Origin of the sequence: Prevotella sp. P2-180, assembly GCF_002251435.1 — a bacterium.
Lineage (GTDB): Bacteria > Bacteroidota > Bacteroidia > Bacteroidales > Bacteroidaceae > Prevotella.
The window spans coordinates 92,600-111,365 of sequence record NZ_NPJI01000013.1 but is presented as its reverse complement, the minus strand read 5'-3'; the positions used below and the strand labels follow the sequence as shown (position 1 = coordinate 111,365).

16 protein-coding genes are annotated in these 18,766 nt (G+C 46.5%); 7 read left to right on the top strand and 9 right to left on the bottom strand.

The window, feature by feature from the left end; genetic code table 11:
• Positions 1-8 precede the first annotated feature (8 nt).
• Complete coding sequence (locus CIK98_RS01615; RefSeq protein ID WP_094382542.1) at positions 9-770, top strand: YaaA family protein; 762 nt, start codon at positions 9-11, stop codon at positions 768-770.
• Here the strand turns inward: CIK98_RS01615 and CIK98_RS01610 are convergent, their stop codons facing one another.
• From CIK98_RS01610 to CIK98_RS01570, 9 genes are all read right to left on the bottom strand, one after another.
• Complete coding sequence (locus CIK98_RS01610) at positions 771-1,799, bottom strand: hypothetical protein (RefSeq protein WP_141210360.1); 1,029 nt, start codon at positions 1,797-1,799, stop codon at positions 771-773.
• Positions 1,800-1,905: 106 nt separating this feature from the next.
• A complete protein-coding gene (locus CIK98_RS01605) occupies positions 1,906-2,304 on the bottom strand; it encodes a hypothetical protein (protein ID WP_141210359.1) in 399 nt (132 codons plus the stop codon).
• Between the two features lie 58 nt (positions 2,305-2,362).
• Entirely contained in the window at positions 2,363-3,559 is a 1,197-nt protein-coding gene (locus CIK98_RS01600) for a hypothetical protein (protein ID WP_094382539.1), read from the bottom strand.
• A 79-nt stretch (positions 3,560-3,638) separates the two neighbouring features.
• The gene (locus tag CIK98_RS01595) at positions 3,639-4,763 is read right to left on the bottom strand and encodes an OmpA family protein (RefSeq protein ID WP_094382538.1); all 1,125 of its coding nucleotides are present in this window, start codon (positions 4,761-4,763) and stop codon (positions 3,639-3,641) included.
• Positions 4,764-4,796: 33 nt separating this feature from the next.
• Positions 4,797-7,454: a hypothetical protein gene (locus CIK98_RS01590; RefSeq protein WP_094382537.1), complete on the bottom strand. Its 2,658-nt coding sequence runs from the start codon at positions 7,452-7,454 to the stop codon at positions 4,797-4,799.
• A 284-nt stretch (positions 7,455-7,738) separates the two neighbouring features.
• Positions 7,739-8,521: a twin-arginine translocase subunit TatC gene (gene tatC, locus CIK98_RS01585; RefSeq protein ID WP_094382536.1), complete on the bottom strand. Its 783-nt coding sequence runs from the start codon at positions 8,519-8,521 to the stop codon at positions 7,739-7,741.
• The gene (gene tatA / locus CIK98_RS01580) at positions 8,518-8,700 is read right to left on the bottom strand and encodes a twin-arginine translocase TatA/TatE family subunit (RefSeq protein WP_094382535.1); all 183 of its coding nucleotides are present in this window, start codon (positions 8,698-8,700) and stop codon (positions 8,518-8,520) included. Before tatA ends, tatC begins: the two co-directional genes overlap by 4 nt.
• A gap of 13 nt (positions 8,701-8,713) precedes the next feature.
• Positions 8,714-10,126 (bottom strand): aldo/keto reductase, encoded by a 1,413-nt coding sequence (locus CIK98_RS01575; RefSeq protein ID WP_094382534.1) that lies wholly within the window; start codon positions 10,124-10,126, stop codon positions 8,714-8,716.
• A gap of 16 nt (positions 10,127-10,142) precedes the next feature.
• On the bottom strand, positions 10,143-11,627 hold the full coding sequence (locus CIK98_RS01570) for a 4Fe-4S binding protein (RefSeq protein ID WP_094382673.1): 1,485 nt from the start codon (positions 11,625-11,627) through the stop codon (positions 10,143-10,145).
• A 147-nt stretch (positions 11,628-11,774) separates the two neighbouring features.
• Here CIK98_RS01570 and CIK98_RS01565 point away from each other — a divergent pair, with 147 nt between their 5' ends.
• Genes CIK98_RS01565 through CIK98_RS01535 form a run of 6 tightly spaced genes read left to right on the top strand, consistent with a single transcriptional unit; the run spans position 11,775 to position 18,762 of the window.
• A complete protein-coding gene (locus CIK98_RS01565) occupies positions 11,775-12,653 on the top strand; it encodes a YicC/YloC family endoribonuclease (protein ID WP_094382533.1) in 879 nt (292 codons plus the stop codon).
• Position 12,654: 1 nt separating this feature from the next.
• Positions 12,655-13,227: a guanylate kinase gene (gene gmk / locus CIK98_RS01560; protein WP_094382532.1), complete on the top strand. Its 573-nt coding sequence runs from the start codon at positions 12,655-12,657 to the stop codon at positions 13,225-13,227.
• Positions 13,224-15,701, top strand: a complete 2,478-nt coding sequence (gene nadD / locus CIK98_RS01550) for a nicotinate (nicotinamide) nucleotide adenylyltransferase (protein ID WP_371683232.1) — start codon at positions 13,224-13,226, stop codon at positions 15,699-15,701. The genes gmk and nadD overlap by 4 nt, the downstream gene beginning before the upstream one ends.
• A 44-nt stretch (positions 15,702-15,745) precedes the next feature.
• Positions 15,746-16,834 carry an acyltransferase gene (locus CIK98_RS01545; RefSeq protein ID WP_094382531.1) on the top strand — a complete coding sequence of 363 codons (1,089 nt, stop codon included), beginning with the start codon at positions 15,746-15,748 and terminating at the stop codon, positions 16,832-16,834.
• 5 nt (positions 16,835-16,839) lie between these two features.
• Positions 16,840-17,850: an acyltransferase gene (locus CIK98_RS01540; protein ID WP_253249605.1), complete on the top strand. Its 1,011-nt coding sequence runs from the start codon at positions 16,840-16,842 to the stop codon at positions 17,848-17,850.
• A 45-nt stretch (positions 17,851-17,895) separates the two neighbouring features.
• Positions 17,896-18,762 (top strand): decaprenyl-phosphate phosphoribosyltransferase, encoded by an 867-nt coding sequence (locus CIK98_RS01535; protein ID WP_094382530.1) that lies wholly within the window; start codon positions 17,896-17,898, stop codon positions 18,760-18,762.
• Positions 18,763-18,766 lie beyond the last annotated feature (4 nt).

Sequence of the window (18,766 nt, the reverse complement as noted above, 5' to 3'; positions counted from 1 at the left end):
AAAGTACTATGCAGATACTTCTTGCTAACGCTAAGATAATGAACGGAAGGACGGAAAGACTGCCTTGGACAGAGCCACGATTTCAAAGCATTGCCAACCGGATTGCTTTGGACATGGCTGGTATGGACATAGATAAACTTGAAAATGAACTCGACTGTAGCCGAACTTTGGCAGCCGAAAACTGGCAGCGATACCAGGATTTCTTCACGGCTGAAAAAATACCGGCAATAATGGCATATAACGGACAGGCATACAAACATCTCAAGGCATCTACTCTCGACGACAATGCCTTGCATTTCGCACAAGACCACCTGTGGATAACCTGTTTCCTGTATGGATTGCTCCGTCCGATGGACGGCGTGGTACCTTATCGTATGGAACATTGCGTACATCTGCCTTCTGCAGAAAACACGCCTGTAAACAAGTTTTGGCGCGACACACTCACCGATGTCCTCATAGAAAGCGTAAAGAGAGACGACGGCATACTTCTTCATCTCTCCACAGAGGAGTACGAGCATCTCTTCGACTGGAAGCGTGTCTGCAACGAAGTCACTGTAGTGCATCCACTGTTTTACGTGCGCCAGAAGAACGGAAGCCTCAAGATGCAGGCAGTATGGGCTAAATCATGCCGTGGCGCCATGTTGAGATTCATCCTCACCAACCGACTCGTCTCGCCCAACGGACTTTGCGACTTTTCATACGAAGGATTTAAATTCGCTCCACAACTTGGCGAGCCTGCATGGCCGCATTTTGTCAGGGAGTTGCAATAATCAGAATAAGCGTTTAGTGAGCTTAATATTGAGTACAGGGAATACGGAGAACTTGTCTATGATGTCAACATAGTCCTTCACTGAGCCAATATGGTTGATAACGTCGCTTATTATCTCAGTGCCGTCATGGGTATAAACCTTTGGTTTGCCACCCCAAAACATCACACCACAGTCGAACGACACGTAGTACTCATCGCTCTTCTTCGACAGTCTGCCACCATATCCAAAGCCGAGATAAGGCTTAAAACTGTTCACCTTCATTGTGGCCTTTACCATACCATCGCCATCAGGTTCCATATAATACGGTTTATGTATCGGATTTCCGTTATCGTCCTTTAGGATATTACCCTCATCGTCTGTCTTAAACTCATTCTTCAAGTCGCCTACATAGATGCCCATGCGACCGTATTCAAGGATTGCAGAACCTGGATAACTATACGGGCTTAGATAGGTATCTCCGAATATAGGTTCATCATTCACTAATTTATAATGAATATTATTATACATATTCATGGCAAGCAACGACTGCATTTCTTCCGTTGCGTTATACGCCTTGGCTATGTTTGACGGACCAAGGAAAAAGCCTGTGGTGAAATGCCAATGCTTATTGCGGAAAGGCTTTACGTCAACAAGCAGATGCCAGTTATGAAACGTTGGTTCACCTATCATTCTCACGTTGTCGTCCACTTCCTGACCCGTAAACTCAGTAAGTTTAGCGGCAAGGCGGTCAAACTTTGTCTCTACCCTGTTTCCGTTCTCGTCGTACTTGCTTTCCGGTGTATCACCCACCTGTATCAAGAAGTCCATATTATAATTAAATTTGGGCATAAACTCATAACCCGTTCTAACCGAGAACACGTTAGAGAGAGGCATAGACAATTCAAGCCCGAGACCCGTGGTACCGGCAGTGAGACTTAGGTCAAGATGACCGAAACTTTTTACCTTTGCTACGCTGTCAACTTGTGCGGAAGAGGTATTGACAATAAGAAGTAGTGCAGCAACACAAAGTGTTCGTACAGTCTTTATCATAACTGAGAGATATATTATTATCTGATTATAATTATTACTAATAGTTTTATAAAACGCTACAAAAGTAATCAATTAATTTTAAATATGCAAGAAAGAAAGGAGAAAATTACTTTTTGAGCCAGATGGTAAGTTTTATATCTTGTTTGGAGTCTTCATATTTATAGGTTATAACCAACGTATTTTCTGAATAATCCAATATTTGAGCCAATATCTTTTGAGCCTTTCCATCTTCGTCGACATACTCCAAACGAATGTAGTCATCGCCTATCTCATAGGTTCCTTCGTAAGCTACATCATCATAACGGGTATACACTGTAAAATGACTTGCAGCGTCACAAACCATATTGCTAAGAGTAATTTCCAATTCATCGTCCTCCGGTTCCAATTTGTATTTCTCGATAGTCCAGTTGCCTACAATAATATCCGCAGGTCGTAGGTCGTTATCGTCACTTCCACAAGACGACATCAACACGAACGAAAAAAAGAATAATAGTAATTGTTTCATAATAGTAGACTAAATATATGGCCGCATTCCTTGTACAGAATGCGACCATATAATGTTATTATTTAATCTTCTGTTTACCATCTACAATGTAAACGCCAGAAGGCAGAGAATTAAACTCAGAAGTTTCACAAACCTTCACGCCAGAAAGATTATATACGCCCTTCGCACGTGCAGGCACATTCTGCTGGTCATCCACGGTAACGTCATCAATGCCGGCAATGATCTTGTCATACTCTTCTTTGCTAACGAGCGTCAACTCCTTTGGATAAGCTGAAGGAACTACCAAATAAGCGGTGTTCTTTGGGAAATATGAATAGGTAGCAGTAACAAAGCCCAACTTGCCCTCAGAAGTCTTACCAAGAATGCGCATTGTCTTGGAGTCATAGTCGACTACATCTCTTAAAGCTAGCTCGGGGCATGAGCGATAGGCACCGCGCATACAATTAGTAAAAGGAAGAGACTGAGGAGTAACGCCATTTATCTTCAGTTTGTTATTCTTCGGGTCTTTTGATGAACATTTCACAATTAAAGGTGTTCCTACAGGCACAGCATCCGTTACTTCCTGATATACAGCGAAAGCCTTACCATCAGCAGTCTTTGGCGTACTGGTAATGCAGTAAGCCTTCATACCTGATGAAGAGAAGCTATATGGGAAAAAGACATAGAATGGGTCATAATATGCTCCATTATACTCCACTCGTGGTGAGATTCCGAAATATTCTGATGACTCATCCAACTTCTTAAGTTTCCAGAAAACACTATTATCAGATGATTTATTACCGGTTAATACTTTACAATCAGTATCCTCCCAAGTATCCTCATCTAAACTTGGACTAGCAACAAGATATTTTATGACTCTTTTTGCTTCAGCAAAAGCATAATAAGCATTCTTAGAAGGTTCATTTTTAATTCTTAGCACAGCATTTCCTGCTATGGAGCTTGCTGTTACACCCTGAGAAGCTAAGTCAACACGAATTGCACCGTCAGTCTCAGTTTTCAATGTTTCAAGATAAAGAACGGTTTCAGGCATACTATAAACAGCATTTTTGTCCAAACTACCACGAATATTTGGCAAATCTACACCAGCCTTAGTATAATCAACATCCTGAGCTACTTTACTCTTGAAATACAAACATTGATTTAGAAGAACACTTTCTACACGATAATAGCCTGTAGAAACAGTTTGAGCCAAGGCATTACAAGAGAATGCAACGGCAAAAGCAAAGGAAAGAAACTTTTTTAAATATGAATTCATTGTATTTTTCAAATTAAAACTGCACCACCTTATCTTATTACAGGTAAAGCAGTGCAGCTAAAATATCTTTTAAATTAGATTACTGAGCGATACAGATAGTCACACGGTTGAGATCATTCTCTGCGTATGGCTGTTCGGTGTCACCCTTGAAATCGATATCAATACGTGAAGCTGAGATGTTGTAGTCCTTAACAAGCATTCCTGCTACAACCTTAGCGCGGTGCTCAGAGAGTTCGCGGTTGATGCGTGCGTTACCTGTGCCCTTGTCGGCATAACCAGTAACAACAACCTTTGAGTTAGGATTAGCCTTCATGTATTCGGCAATCTCACGAACCTTTTGCTTCTCTGCATTGGTTATAGAGGTGCTGCGGATGGTGAAGAACACATCACGGCGAATTGGCTGAACCACTGCGGGAACTTCCTTCTCTACAACTTTCTCTACAACCTTTTCAACTACCTGTGGCTCAACAACAGGTGCCTGCTCAGCAACAACTGTACGAGTTGTGTAGGTCTTGCCAAGGTTTACCTTCACTCCTGCGAGGGCATTGAAATACCAGTCAGAGTTACCGGCTTTCTTGGAGTTAAAGTGGTCGCTCAGTGTATTGGCATTGAACTCAACACCAATACTAACAGCGTCGCTCACGCGGAAATCAGCTGTGACACCAGCCTGACCAGCGATGCGAGCCTTAGAGCCATGCCAAAGGTAACGAAGTGGCTGATAGCCGTCGGTATACTCCTGATATTTAGCAATAGCGTCGTTAGCTTCCTGAGCCTCGTCGTTAGAGAAGGCGATGTTAGCGCCTACTCCGGCAAAGATGCCAAGGTTGAACACTCGTGTAGGATTGTAACCACAAATGAGGTTCGACAGGTTAACAGTAACGTCAACCATAGGAGCCACATACTTCCACTTCCATTCGAAAGTTCTGGTGTCAAACTCCGAGCCGGCTTTACTCTGCCATGCGTTGACGGCCAGGCGAGCTCCAAGTACCGGGCTGAAGTTATAACCTACACCAATCTGAGCATTATAGCTATTCAGTTTTCCAAAATCCAACTCACCGAGGGTGTGCTGAATGCCAAGAGGCTGCACCTGCACATACCAGTGAGGATTGAAGACATATTCCGTCTTAGCCTGAGGCTCCTGTGCGGATGCCGAGAGGCATACCGCAGACAGGAGACAAGCCATTATCGTCTGTTTGATTTTCATTACTTTCGTAGTTTACAAATTCAAAAAATCTTATTAGCGTACTGGCTGGATGTAGTACTTTGTACGGCTCTGCATACCAGAGAAGTCGAGGGCGAAGTAAGAAACCTCGAAGATGTAGTCAGCATAGTCAGCCTTGGTAACGAATGGGAAGTCACGAACAGAACCAGAAACCACGTTACCGATCAGTTCACCGCCATTAGAGTTAGCATAGTTCAATGCTTCCTTACACTTGTCGTCACCAGCGCTGGCGCTCTTCAATACACCACCTTCATAGCGCAGAACGTTAGTCACTACAACCATCTTCTTACATGCAGGAGCGATGAGCTCAGCAGTGTATGAAGTAGCAACGAGAGTAGCAACGCTCTGACCAGAACCAGAAAGTTTCAGTTTGGTAGGTACGAGATATGCGTCGTTGAGACGATGATAGTTAGAGCTTCCGTCGACAAACATCATCACAGGCTGGAGCTTAGAGTCGATGTTCTTAACGAAGTTCTCAACGCGGTCGAGCACCTTGTTGACCTTCTTGATTACGTTGTTGCCCTTAGACACATAGTCGTTAATCTTTCCGTTAACCTGATCCTGCATTTTGCTAACCAGTCTTTCAACCTCAGCCTCCATAGAACCTGCGATGTCATCAGCATAGTCCTGAAGAATGTTCTTAAGATCAGCCTCTGACTCGAACGGAACATCCTGAGCATCTATAGTTATAGTGTTGCCTAACCCATCGGTTGTTGTCTGCGCTGGAATATGAACAGTACCCTTAACAGTTACCTTGGTATCACCAGAAACGTCAATGTTTACATTACAGTCGGTATCGAATTCAACTGTCAGGTCGCCGATAGTTGCGAAACGGCGTGAGAGAATGCTAAGTGGCAGACCATCGGTGCTAAACTTATAAGAAAGAGGTTTGATGGTTGTCAGGGCGAGGTTGTAATTAGAGTAGATGGAGTTCGTCTTTTTGCTCTCAACATTGCCTTCAGCATCGTAAACATAAGACTCGTAAGAAGCCTTTACAGCATTTGCATCGAGTACGTTAGAGAATGTAGAGTAGATAGTTGTAGCCATCTGAGTGAGGTCTACACCATTCTTGTAGTCAAGTACATCCTTTGCAACATCCTTCAGAGCGCCAAGGTCGATGCGAGCAGCCACCTTATTGATATCAGCTTCCTTAACGTAAGCCTTTGCCTCATAGAAACCATTGTCAGCGGCACGTGTCCAACCGAAGGTCAGTTTGTAGTCAGATGGCTTCAGAGGAGTGAGGTACATGGCAGACTGCTCTGCAATGCTGTTCTCAAGAGTAAGAACCTGATTCTCAAAGTTTACTGTGTTAGGATTGATGGTAACATAGAGAGTACCAGCGTATGCACCCTGCTCCTTGTTGCCTGGTTCGAAGTCATAGATGCGACCGTTTGGCTGTGCAATCTCGAGACGCTTAGCATTGGCATTAGCAACAGAACCGAACACAAGCTCAGCTTCTTTCTTTGTAAGAGCCTGAGCAGCGCTCATATAATTAGCGGGATCGTTACTTGGGAAAGTAACTTTATAACTACCAGCCTCACCACAATAAGCAGCGAGCATAGTTGAGCGCATGTCGAGTGGGAGGTTCATGTAACCGATCATTGGGTTAACAGTACCCTGTACGATGATACCGGTAACGAGTGCCTGGAGGCTCTTGTTCAGAGATGCGATAGCTGCTTGATTGTCAGCAACCACCAACTCAAGAGCGTCGAGCTCGTCCTGAACTGTCTTAACGGCAGCCTTGTAAGCATCCTCGAGGTCTTTCAGTGTACCTGTGTAACCACCACGGAGAGCAGCAATAGCGTTATCTGCTACAGTCTGAGCCAAGGCCTTAACTTGGTCTTCGGTGAGAGAAGACTTAGCCTCAAGTGCAGCTACTTTACTCTGAAGACTTGAAACATCAGTGCGAAGTGCAGTAATCTTATTGTTAAGCTCTGTGAGATCCACAGTGCTGCCAGAGCAGTTTGCGATATGCTGGTTAAGGAGCTGTTCAAGGGTGTTAGCCTTTAACAGTGCAGCTGCAGCGTCAGCCTTAGCCTGAGCAGCATCAGCAATCAACTGCTGGAGCTGTGGAGTCCAAGCAACGATTAAATTATTAAATTCAGTAATAGTATTCTGAATATTGGTAATTTCTACCTTATTAGCCTGTGCGAGTGCAAGTGCAACAGATGCGTCAGCTGCAGCTTGTGTTGCAACGTTATCAAGGTCGTTGATAAGACCTGCAAGACGTATGTCCTCAGCCTGAAGATTAGAGATGGCATTCTCTGTGGTAGTCTTCAAAGTGTTCACAGTACCCGTAAGAGTAGTGATAGCTGTCTCAAGCTCAGAGATCTTTGTTGTGTAAGCCTCAATCTGTACATAGTACTTGTCGGCCTCTTCCTTAGTCAGATAGTTCTGACCCTTGAGTTTGTTCTCAACAGCTGTGAGGCGGTCCTTGATGGCGTTGCACTCAGTCTGGCAAGCCTGCTTAGCAGACTCGAGGCTGTTGATTTGGTCCTGAAGTCCCTTCACCTGGGCCTCAAGGAGCTGCTTCAGAGTAGCATTCTGATTCTGCAATTCACCTCTGAGATCGGCAATTGCATCCTCGTCTGTATCCTTACAGGAAACAAACGAACCCATGGCGACAAAGAACAATGTCACCACGAGGAAACCATTGATAAATTTCTGTTTCATTGTACCTAATATTATTGTTTATACTTAATTATTTCATCGTAAACGAGCACGAAAAGATATATTCTCATAGGAATTTTTCATAACGCACAAGTTGACTCTAGCTAATAATCCGCTACAAAATTAATCTTTTTTATTTTACCAACAAAGTTTTTCTGTGTTTTTTTTTAGAAAAAGAGAAAAATATTCTATTTTATAGTATATTTTACACTATATTTTTTCCTTACACCTTATTATATATATATAGGAAGAATAATTTAAACTTGAATAACATCACGTATAATTATCTATAATAGAGAATTATGCTTTACAGACGATGTAGACTGAACTATAAGTATGCTCAGTTCAAAAAGCAGGTACATAGGGGTCGAAACGGCAAGTAGCGTAAAAACATCCGAGGTTGGAGTAATCACGGCTGCCACTGACAGAATGAGTACTACTGAATGCTTTCTATATCGTCTCATGAACGTGGCGGAAAGGAAACCGAGTTTGGCAAACATCCACGAAAGAACCGGTATCTCAAAAACTATACCCATTGACAGGGTCAAGGTCATAAGGGTACTGATATAGGAGTCGAGTGTTATCATGTTTGCCACTTCACCACTGACTTGATAGGTGCCCAGAAAGCGGAACGTAAGCGGGAAGACAACGAAGTAGCTTACAGCCACACCTACGAGAAAGAGCAGATATCCATATCCCACAACCCTTACCACATACCGACGCTCATGAGCATAAAGGGCGGGTGATACAAAACGGAAGAGCTGGTACAGTGCGTATGGCGAAGACAATATGACTCCTGCACACATGGCGGTCTTCATATGTATGACAAACTGCTGTGCCAATCCAGTGCTTACAAGTTGCACATGGAAGAAGCCTTCCCCGTCATTTCCAGTAAGTGCAGCCAATGCATAAAGCACTTTATATGTGACAAACTGCGGCTCTTTCGGTGCGAGTACAACGTCAAACAATTCTTCCTTGAAAAAGAAAGCCACTACACCGAAAGCCACAGTCACGAGAAGAATCCGGATGATGGCAGCACGCAGCTCGTCAAGATGGTCCCAAAATGTCATTCCCCGTCTTTTGAAGTATTGTCCTTGTCGTTAAGTCCTTCCTTGAACGAGCGTACACCTTTACCCAGTCCTTTCATAAGCTCCGGTATCTTTTTGCCGCCGAAGAAAAGAAGTACGACCAAGGCGATAAGGAGTACCTCCTGAAATCCTATACCTCCGATAAAAAGAATATTGTTCATTGTTGTATCGATATTATAATATTGTTGATTCTCTTTTCAGTTTATCCACGAAATCACTGATTTTGTGTAGTTCCCTCGGTATATTTATACGTTGTGGACAATGGGATACACACTGGCCGCAGCCTATGCAATGGTCAGCTTGACGCACTTTGGGTATTGCGCGGTCGTAGCTTACGAGATATGCCCTACGAGCGCGACGATAATTTTCGTCTTGCACGTCGTTGGGAATGTTTCCTTCGTTAAGACACTTGTTGTAGTGATGGAATATTGCCGGGATGTTGATGCCGTATGGACATGGCATGCAATAGTCACATTCATTGCACGGTATGCTGTTCAAGCCAGCAATATGGTTGGCGATGTCTTTCAGGAAAGTCATGTCGTCGTCGTTGAGAGGGACCAGTGGACAGTAAGAGCGAAGGTTGTCTTGCAGATGTTCCATCAGTGTCATGCCGCTTAAGACTGTAAGCACGCCGGGGAAGGTGCCTGCGAAGCGAAATGCCCACGAGGCTACACTTCGTTCCGGGTCGCGTTGTTTAAGGCGTGCCACAATAAAGTCAGGCACTCGTGCCAGTCGTCCGCCGAGCAGAGGTTCCATGACTATGGCAGGGATGCCACGCTTCTGTAGTTCTCCATATAGATACACAGCATCTATGTTTCCCGGATTGGTGGCTGTAGCATGTTCCCAATCGACATAATTGAGTTGTATCTGCACAAAGTCCCAATGGTATTTGTCATGTTGCTGAAGCAGGTAGTCGAACACCTTTACGTCTCCATGGAAAGAGAAGCCCAGATTGCGTATACGTCCCGCCTTTCTCTCATCCACGAGGAAGTCGAGCATGCCATTATTCATATATCGGTTGTTCAGTTCCTCCATGCAGTCTTGTCCTCCACCGACTGCATGCAGCAGCATATAGTCGATATAGTCTACCTGTAGTTCCTTAAAAGAGTTTCGGTAGATTTCCATTGCCCCCTCACGGCTCCATGTCGCAGGATTGAAGTTTGATAGTTTTGTTGCAATATACACTTTTTCCCTGGGATATCGTTTCAGGGCAATGCCAGTGGAGCGTTCTGAAAATCCGCGGCAGTAGGCAGGCGACGTGTCGAAATAGTTCACTCCATGTGCAATGGCATAGTCCACAAGCCTGTTCACCTCTTCCTGGTCAATTTCTTCCTCGTCCTCATTGTCGGCTCCCGGTTTTGGTCGGTGAGGCAGTCTCATCATACCATAACCGAGCAGCGACACTTTGTCTCCAGTTGTAGGACAAGTGCGCATTTCCATCTTGTCGGCAGGCACTTCTCCGTCAGCCTCCGACTTAGTAACGCTTGCATTATCGTTTTTCCCCTTACATGAAGCCATGCCTGCCGTGGCAAGTCCTGCCATTCCTAGGGTCTTTATGAAATCACGTCTCGAAATATCTGTTTTCATTGTTCAAATATCCATATTAATAATTGCTATGCCTCTCGTGTCCCTCAACATATATTGCGCTATATGGTCGGGCAGGACATAGATGTTCGCATGCTCCACAACCTATACACCGCTCGGTGTTTACAACAGGTATCTTTAGCGACTCTTCGTCATTGTTGTCCATAGGCACCATTTGTATGGCCCCTGTAGGGCAGTGTCGTGCACAATTGCCGCAGCTCATACCATCGGTCAGCGGTATGCAGTTTTTCTTCACCCAGACGGCATGTCCAATCCTTGTCGACGACTTTTCCTCAACCGTTATAGGCTTTATGGCATCTGTAGGACACACATCGGCACAACGAGTGCATTCTGTACGACAGTAACCACGTTCGAATGACATTTCCGGCTGCATAAAAGTATCTAAGGAAGCCGAGGGACGAAGCACTCCGTTTGGACATGCCGAGATACAGAGCTGGCATGATGTGCAATGTCGCGCCAGATGATGAGCGCTTAACGAGCCTGGAGGCAACACGGGAGTGGCACGATTGGGCGCTACCTTGTCTTCCACCACGGCTAGGCCACCATCGACTTTCTTTTCCTGAGCCTCAACTGCCGCCGACACTGCCATTACAGCAGTCGTTGTGATAAACGTGCGTCGTGAATTGTCCTCCACCGTTTTGTCTGTCTTATGCTTTTTCACAGGGCCATAACCAAGACTTATCGCCCCATGCTTGCAAGTGTCCAAGCAGTTCATACATGCCACGCAACGGCTGTAGTCCACATTATGGTGTTTGCTGTCGATACAAGAAGCCTTGCATTTTTTAGAACATCGACCACAACGGTTGCACTTGCTCTCGTCTATTCTGATTTTCAATAATGAGAAACGTGAGAGGTAGCCAAGGATTGTTCCCACGGGGCAGATGGTGTTACACCAAGTGCGTCCTCCACGCCATGCAAGTATGAAAAGTAGGACAAACGTGACGAGAGCCACAAAAAAAGTCGGCAACGACTTCATCCATACGTCTGCGGAATAAAAGGCATAACTGTCGTAACGCTCAGCGACAGTGGCAAGCAAGTTGTTTCCCAAACGATAAACCGGTGCAAACAGGCTTGATGCTATGCGCCCGAATGCGCTATAAGGCGCTACAAGCCAAGCCACCGCTTGCAGCCCGAAGGCAAAGAGCCCGACAAATGCGATGAGCACACCCCACCGAAGCCATCTCAGCTCACGTGAATATTTATAAGGAGCCTTCTTCCGTTTTCCCCTTCTTCCTATCCAGGCCAATATATCCTGGAGAATGCCCAAGGGACAAATCACCGAACAGTACACACGCCCCAAGAGCAGGGTAAGAATCACAAGTGCTATAATCACCAAGCCGTTGGCAGCCAACAATGCAGGCAAGAACTGTATTTGCGCCATCCAAGCCAACCAGGCATGAGCCACTCCTGTGAAGTCGAGGAAGAGCAATGATACGCCAACGAAGAACAATGAGGCGAGCGTCAATCTTATTTTTCTCAGCATAATAATGACTTTTCTATTGTTTTTGTGTGCAAACTTAATCATTTTTTTTCAAACAATGCACATTATTATAAAAAAAAAGAGGCAGAATGTGCTTTTTGGATATTAATTTAGTAACTTTGCAGCCGAAAATAATAAAATCTTCTATATATGATACAATCTATGACAGGTTACGGCAAGGCTGTCGTGACCTACGGAGACAAGAAAATCAACATTGAGGTAAAGTCGCTCAACAGCAAGGCACTTGACCTTTCCACACGCATCTGTCCACTCTATAGAGAGAAAGAAATAGAGATTAGGCAGACTATTGCCCAAAAACTTGAAAGAGGCAAAGTGGACTTTGCATTGTGGACGGAGAAAAACGCCGCCTCCGAGGCTACACCTATCAACAAGGAACTAATGAAGGCTTACTACAAACAAGTCATTGATGTTGTGAACTCAACGGGCATTCCACAGCCAGAAGACATCTTCGCCACATTACTGAGAATGCCAGACGTGATGTCGAAAATCGATATTGAGGAACTCTCAGACGAAGAGTGGGATATCGTAAGACAGGGTGTCGACAAGGCACTGACACAACTCATTGAGTTCAGACTACAAGAGGGCGCAGCGCTACAGAAGAAGTTTGAAGAAAAAATAGACAACATACAAGCGCTGTTGCAAGCCATAGAGCCTTACGAAAAGATTAGGGTGGAGAAAATACGTCAAAGAATCATTGATGGCCTTTCTACCATCCCAGAGGTGGACTACGACAAAAACCGCCTCGAGCAGGAACTTATATATTATATCGAAAAGCTCGACATCAGCGAGGAGAAGCAACGACTGACAAACCACCTGAAGTATTTCCGCGAGACTATGTACGAAGATGGTCGCGGAGTGGGAAAGAAACTCGGATTCATCGCACAGGAAATGGGACGAGAGATAAACACCACCGGCTCAAAAAGCAACCATGCGGAAATGCAGAACATAGTGGTAAAAATGAAGGACGAACTGGAACAAATAAAAGAACAAGTACTGAACGCTTTGTAATATGAACGGCAAACTGATTATCTTTTCCGCCCCATCGGGGTCAGGCAAAAGCACTATCATCAACTGGCTGATGAGCGAACACAAGGAGCTTTGTCTCGCATTCTCCATATCATGCACAAGCCGCGCTCCACGAGGCACCGAACAGAATGGAGTGGAATACTTCTTCCTCTCGCCTGAGGACTTCAAGGAAAAAATTGCCAACGACGAATTCCTTGAATACGAAGAGGTATACACCGACAGATTCTATGGAACACTGAAGTCGCAGGTGGAAAGCCAAAGGGCCGACGGACAAAACGTGGTGTTCGATGTCGACGTGAAAGGTGGTTGCAATATCAAGCGATATTACGGCGACAAGGCATTGAGCATCTTCATACAGCCGCCATCGGTAGACGAGCTTCGCCGACGCCTGAACTCCCGCGCCACTGATGCGCCAGAAGTGATTGAGCAACGAATAGCCAGGGCGGAATACGAACTTGGCTTTGCGCCACAGTTTGACCGCATTGTCGTTAACGACGACCTTGAGAAGGCAAAGGCGGAGACCCTGGAGATAATACGTGAATTCTGCAAAGAATGACAACAATAAGTAGAGTGATGAATATTGGCATACTCGGAGGGTCGTTCAACCCTATACATAACGGACATATCGCCCTTGCCCGACATCTGCTCAAGGAAACCGGACTGGACGAGGTGTGGCTGGTGGTGTCGCCACAAAACCCGCTGAAACAACAGCAGGGGCTGATGGACGAGCACCTAAGGCTCAAGCTTGTACGTGAAGCCCTCAGTGGCGAACACCACATCAAGGCATCCGACTTCGAGTTCAACATGCCTAAGCCTTCATTCACCTACGACACTTTGCTGAGTCTTCAGTCATCCTACCCCGACTACCGCTTCACTCTACTCATAGGAGCCGACAACTGGGAACACTTTGACCAATGGCGCAATCACGATGACATAGTGCGCGACTTCGACATGGTGATATATCCGCGGCGAGGCTCTACTGTCGACCCCTCTTCGCTTCCGCCAAGGGTAAGGGTGATCGACACGCCCTTGTTTGACGTGAGCAGCACTGAAGTGCGCAAACGGCTGGAACGTGGCGAGGACATCAGCAGGCTTGTGCCGCCATGCGTAACCAAGGCTCTTGTGGATAAAGGAAACAGCAAATTAAGACTTGCTTGGGAGAAACTCACCGCGACACTGTCGAGAGTGTTCCTCCCGATACGCCTGAACTTTACGTTCTTCGTGTTCATGTTTCTCGTTGGATACACATGCTGCATGCTTGAAGTACCCGACATGAAAGGAGCCAAGCCCTACCCTCTTACATCCATAGAGCTGTTTTTCGACCTCTATGCCGTTTGCCTCATTCTCTCGTTTGTGCCACACAAGGTGCGCAACTGGATACGTTCTGCCATCTATGTGATACTCTATTCTGTGTCGATAGTTGACATGTACTGTTTTGTGAAGTTCAAGTCGACACTCACGCCCACCATGCTCCTTCTTGTAGGCGAGACCAACAGCAGCGAAGCCAGAAACTTCTTAAGTTCATATCTCGACTGGGATGTGCTTGCCTCGCCAGTAGGCATCCTTCTTGGCATTCTCGTCATCCACATTGCCATTGCGATTTACTCCTCACGCCACAATGCTCACCCCGCAATACGCCACAAGCTTACGGGGCGCTGGGGCCGTATGTACAAAAAGCTGACACCATCCGACAAAGTTCGTGTGAACATCGGTGCTGCCGCAGGCGGTATACTCGGAGCCATGTCGCTCTGGCTGCTCATCGAAGGCTGGATAGAGACATCAGACAACAAGCAGGCGACGGCACGCCTTCTTTCTTACGACAACATTGGCGAGGTGGAACACGAGCTGACCCGAAAGGACCGCGCCACCTTATACCTTCCCATCCACCGCCTTGCTTTCAGCATCTATGCCAATGAGCTTGCCTCACGCCAGCTCGACCGCCTCATAGACGGAATAGCAAAGGTGAAGGTGGACTCCTGCTCATTCCGCAGCCCTCACATCGTATTCCTGCTTGGCGAGAGCTACAACAAGCACCACTCCCAACTCTATGGCTACGACAAGCCAACCACTCCCAACCAGATGAAACGCCTCAACGACGGCGAACTGATTTTGTTTGACGATGTGGTATCATGCTGGAACCTCACGAGTTTTGTGTTCAAGAACATTTTTTCACTTCATGCCGTTGGCGACAGTGGGGAATGGTGTGACTATCCTCTGTTTCCGGAACTGTTTCGCAAGGCAGGCTATAATGTGACGTTCATCACCAACCAATTTCTCCCACAGGCCAAAGAGGCGGTATATGACTTCAGCGGAGGATTCTTCCTCAACAACCCCAAGCTCAGCGAAGCCCAGTTTGACGTTCGCAACGACAAGCTCCACCGTTTGGACAGCGGCATGATAATTGAATACGACCATCTAAAGGATTCAATTCCCCACAGGCAAATCACAGGCGACAACCGCCTGACCATCATCCACTTCATGGGACAACACACGACCTACGGCTACCGGTATCCGAGAGAATACAAGCGCTTTTATGCCAAAGACTACTCCTACGACTCCCTGAGCCACAAGAACAAGATGATACTGGCCGACTACGACAATGCCACACTTTACAACGACCACGTGGTAAACGAACTTCTTAAACGTTGGGAAGACGAAGACGTGATTGTCGTACACACCTCAGACCATGGCGAGGAAGCTTTCGGCGACGGCAAGCCAGTGTTCGGACGCTTACACTCGGCAGAGATAGACTATCGCCTGGCACATGAGGAGTTTGAAGTGCCTTTCTGGATTTGGTGTTCAAAGAAATACCGCAGGAATCATCCCGACATCGTAAGACGAATAAAGGCGGCAAGGCATCTGCCGTTCATGACCGACAACATGCCCCACCTTCTGCTCTATCTTGCAGGCATCCACTGCAAGGAATACCGAAGCGACTACAACCCTTTGGAAGACGACTATAATGCCGACAGGCCAAGGGTGCTGAAAGGACAGGTGGACTATAACCTGCTCAAGGGGGAAAGGAGATAAGGAGTTAATATGTGTATTAATAAAGAAAATCGGAGGTAAAGAAATTGAAGAACAACTCTTTGTTATCCAAAGCCGAATGCGACGCACTGCGTGGCATCGCCATTCTCGGTATAATGCTTCATAATTACTGCCACTGGCTTTGGTTTGCCATCAGGGAAAACGAATACAAGTTTTACATGAGCCGCAGCCAACAGCTTGCCGACTATTTTGCAGCGGGCACCGACGAGATGTTGCCCGTCCAGCTGCTTTCATATTTTGGCCATTACGGTGTACCCATCTTCCTCTTCCTCAGTGGCTATGGCCTTACATTGAAATACGAGCGCAAGTCAGTCACTTCGTCCCACTCCGTATGGCAATTCTCGCGTTTCCACTACTTAAAGCTCCTGCGCATGATGGTTCCGGGCTTTGCCGCTTTCATAGTGGTTGACTACCTTACGCGCGGTCCTCGTGGTTATGCGGCAGAAAATGTGCTGGCTCTTTTCGGCATGATGGCAAACCTGCTTCCTGAGCCAAACGAGGCCATTTGGCCTGGCCCATACTGGTTTTTCGGACTTATGATGCAACTCTATATCGTATATCGCCTGTTGCTCTTCCGCAGGCATTGGGGTTTCACCGTGGGTCTCGTCGTGTTATGCTGGTTGGCGCAAGTGGCATGTGGACCTGAAAGTTCTGAATTGAACTGGCTACGCTATAATTTCATTGGCGGCATACTGCCATTTGGCGCAGGACTGCTTGCCGCACGCTATCTTCGTCCGGAACATGTCGAAGTGTCCCGGTTCCATTGGTCGTTGCGCCTTTTCCTTCTCTCCGTAGCCATCATTGCAGGCTGCTTCTCTTTCCACTCTTGGCTTTGGGTGCCCTTTGCCATCTGTGCAGCCGCTGTATGCCTGATAAAGACTTTACCCTCAAGGGCAATAAGCCTGTTCGGATGGTTTGGCACAATCTCGGCTGCCATGTTTGTCATACATCCTGTTTTCCGTAAAATCTTCATTCCCATATCACGCCATGGCGAAGTATACGACGGGCTGCTGCTCTATTTCATAGCCACATTGGCCTTCTCTTGGCTTACCAAACAGGTGATGGACAAAATAGCAGAGCCCAGAATGAACAACAATGATGAAAACAAAAACTGAAGAAAATGAAGGCTGACAACAACAAACATACGACAGGAGCACTGCAGTGGACATCGCTCAGCAGGTACAGAAGTGAGCTGATGGGACTTGCCATGCTCTTCATCCTTCTGTTTCACGTAGGCGGACGTCATAACGAGACACTTGCCTACTGCCTCAGCCGCTGCGGAAACGTTGGGGTCGACATCTTCCTTTTCGTCAGCGGTATCGGACTGTGGTTCGCATGGTCGAAAGGCACTACACTGAAGCAGTTCTACTGGCGTCGCTATATAAGGGTATATCCAGCATGGCTGGTCATAGCCTGCCTTTACTTTATACCTTTATATATAAACGACAAGGCAGACTTGACAGACACTATCCTTAACATCATATACTACCACGGCTTTTGGACAATATATAACGAGCTGCACTTCTGGTATATACCAGCGATAATGACACTCTATACCGTAGCTCCAGCCTATATGACACTTCTCAGCCGTTCGAGGTCATGGTGCTGGCTGCCTGTAGTGTTCATGCTGTTTTGTATAGCCATGCGCTACGACCAGACCTTATGGACAAGCCTCCGCCACATAGAGATATTCATCAGCCGCATACCCATTTTCCTCATAGGCATCAACGTCGGGCAATGGGTAAGGGAAAGACGCGAGGCGAGTCGCGACGCATGGGTTGTGGCGGCCTTGTCGTTGGCTCTGAGCGCTTATGTATGTCTCTTGTTTGAAGGAGGCCTGCGAGGTCGCTTCCCCCTGTTTCTTGAACGCATGGCATACATTCCCCTCTCGATAAGTCTTTCGCTATTGGCTTGCCGAATGTTCGCATACTTTCCCCAATTACTACTTCGTAGCCTTGCCTTCATCGGCACAATCAGCCTGGAGTTTTATCTCATCCACGTGGAGTTTGTCATGAAGCAGCTGAAGCCATTTTCACTCGGCTATTGGCTCACCGCCCTGCTCACCCTTCTCATTACACTCCCACTGGCTTGGCTTCTTCACAAGGTGCTGGAGAAGGGAGTGAGGAGATAGGAGCAAACTCGTGAAAAGAGCGATAAATGAAAAAAATTCAAAGATATGAATATACTTAAGATATTACGTCCACACCAATGGGTGAAGAACACATTCATCTTCATCCCGCTGTTTTTCGGAGGCAGCTTGTTTGACATGGCAGACTGGACCTCCTCCCTTGTGGCTTTTGTCGCATTCTCTTTTGCGGCTTCAGCCATATACTCCATCAACGACATTGTTGACGTAGAGGCCGACAAAAAGCATCCTAAGAAATGCAAGCGCCCCATTGCCGCAGGTCTTGTAAGCAAGCGACAGGCAAGCCTTCTGGCCATTATCCTGGCCATAGCGGCATTGGCCTTACCTTTTCTGTTAAACAACTGGATGCTGTCTGTCGTCATAGCAGTATATCTGGCCATGAACCTGTGCTACTGTATCCGACTGAAGCATTACGCCATCATAGACGTCTGCATAGTGGCATTGGGGTTTGTGATGCGCATAGTGGCTGGAGGCGTTGCCACCGACATCGTGCTGAGCCGGTGGATAGTGATGATGACATTCCTTCTCACACTGTTTCTCTCGTTTGCAAAACGACGCGACGACGTGCTGATCATGAACGAGACCGGCATGGCTCCAAGGAAAAACACCTCACGCTACAACCTTACGTTCATCAACCAAGCCATAACCATCACCGGCGGTGTGATGCTTGTATGCTACATAATGTATACAGTGTCGCCTGAAGTGATAGAACGTTTTAATTCGCCAAACCTCTATATGACAAGCTTCTTCGTCATCCTCGGTCTTCTGCGCTACATACAGCTGACGGTGGTAGACGAGCGTAGCGGCGAACCCACCCGACTGGTGCTCTCCGACCGCCTGATACAACTAATAATAGCAGGGTGGATTATATCGTTTGCCATAATCATTTACACGTAACTCA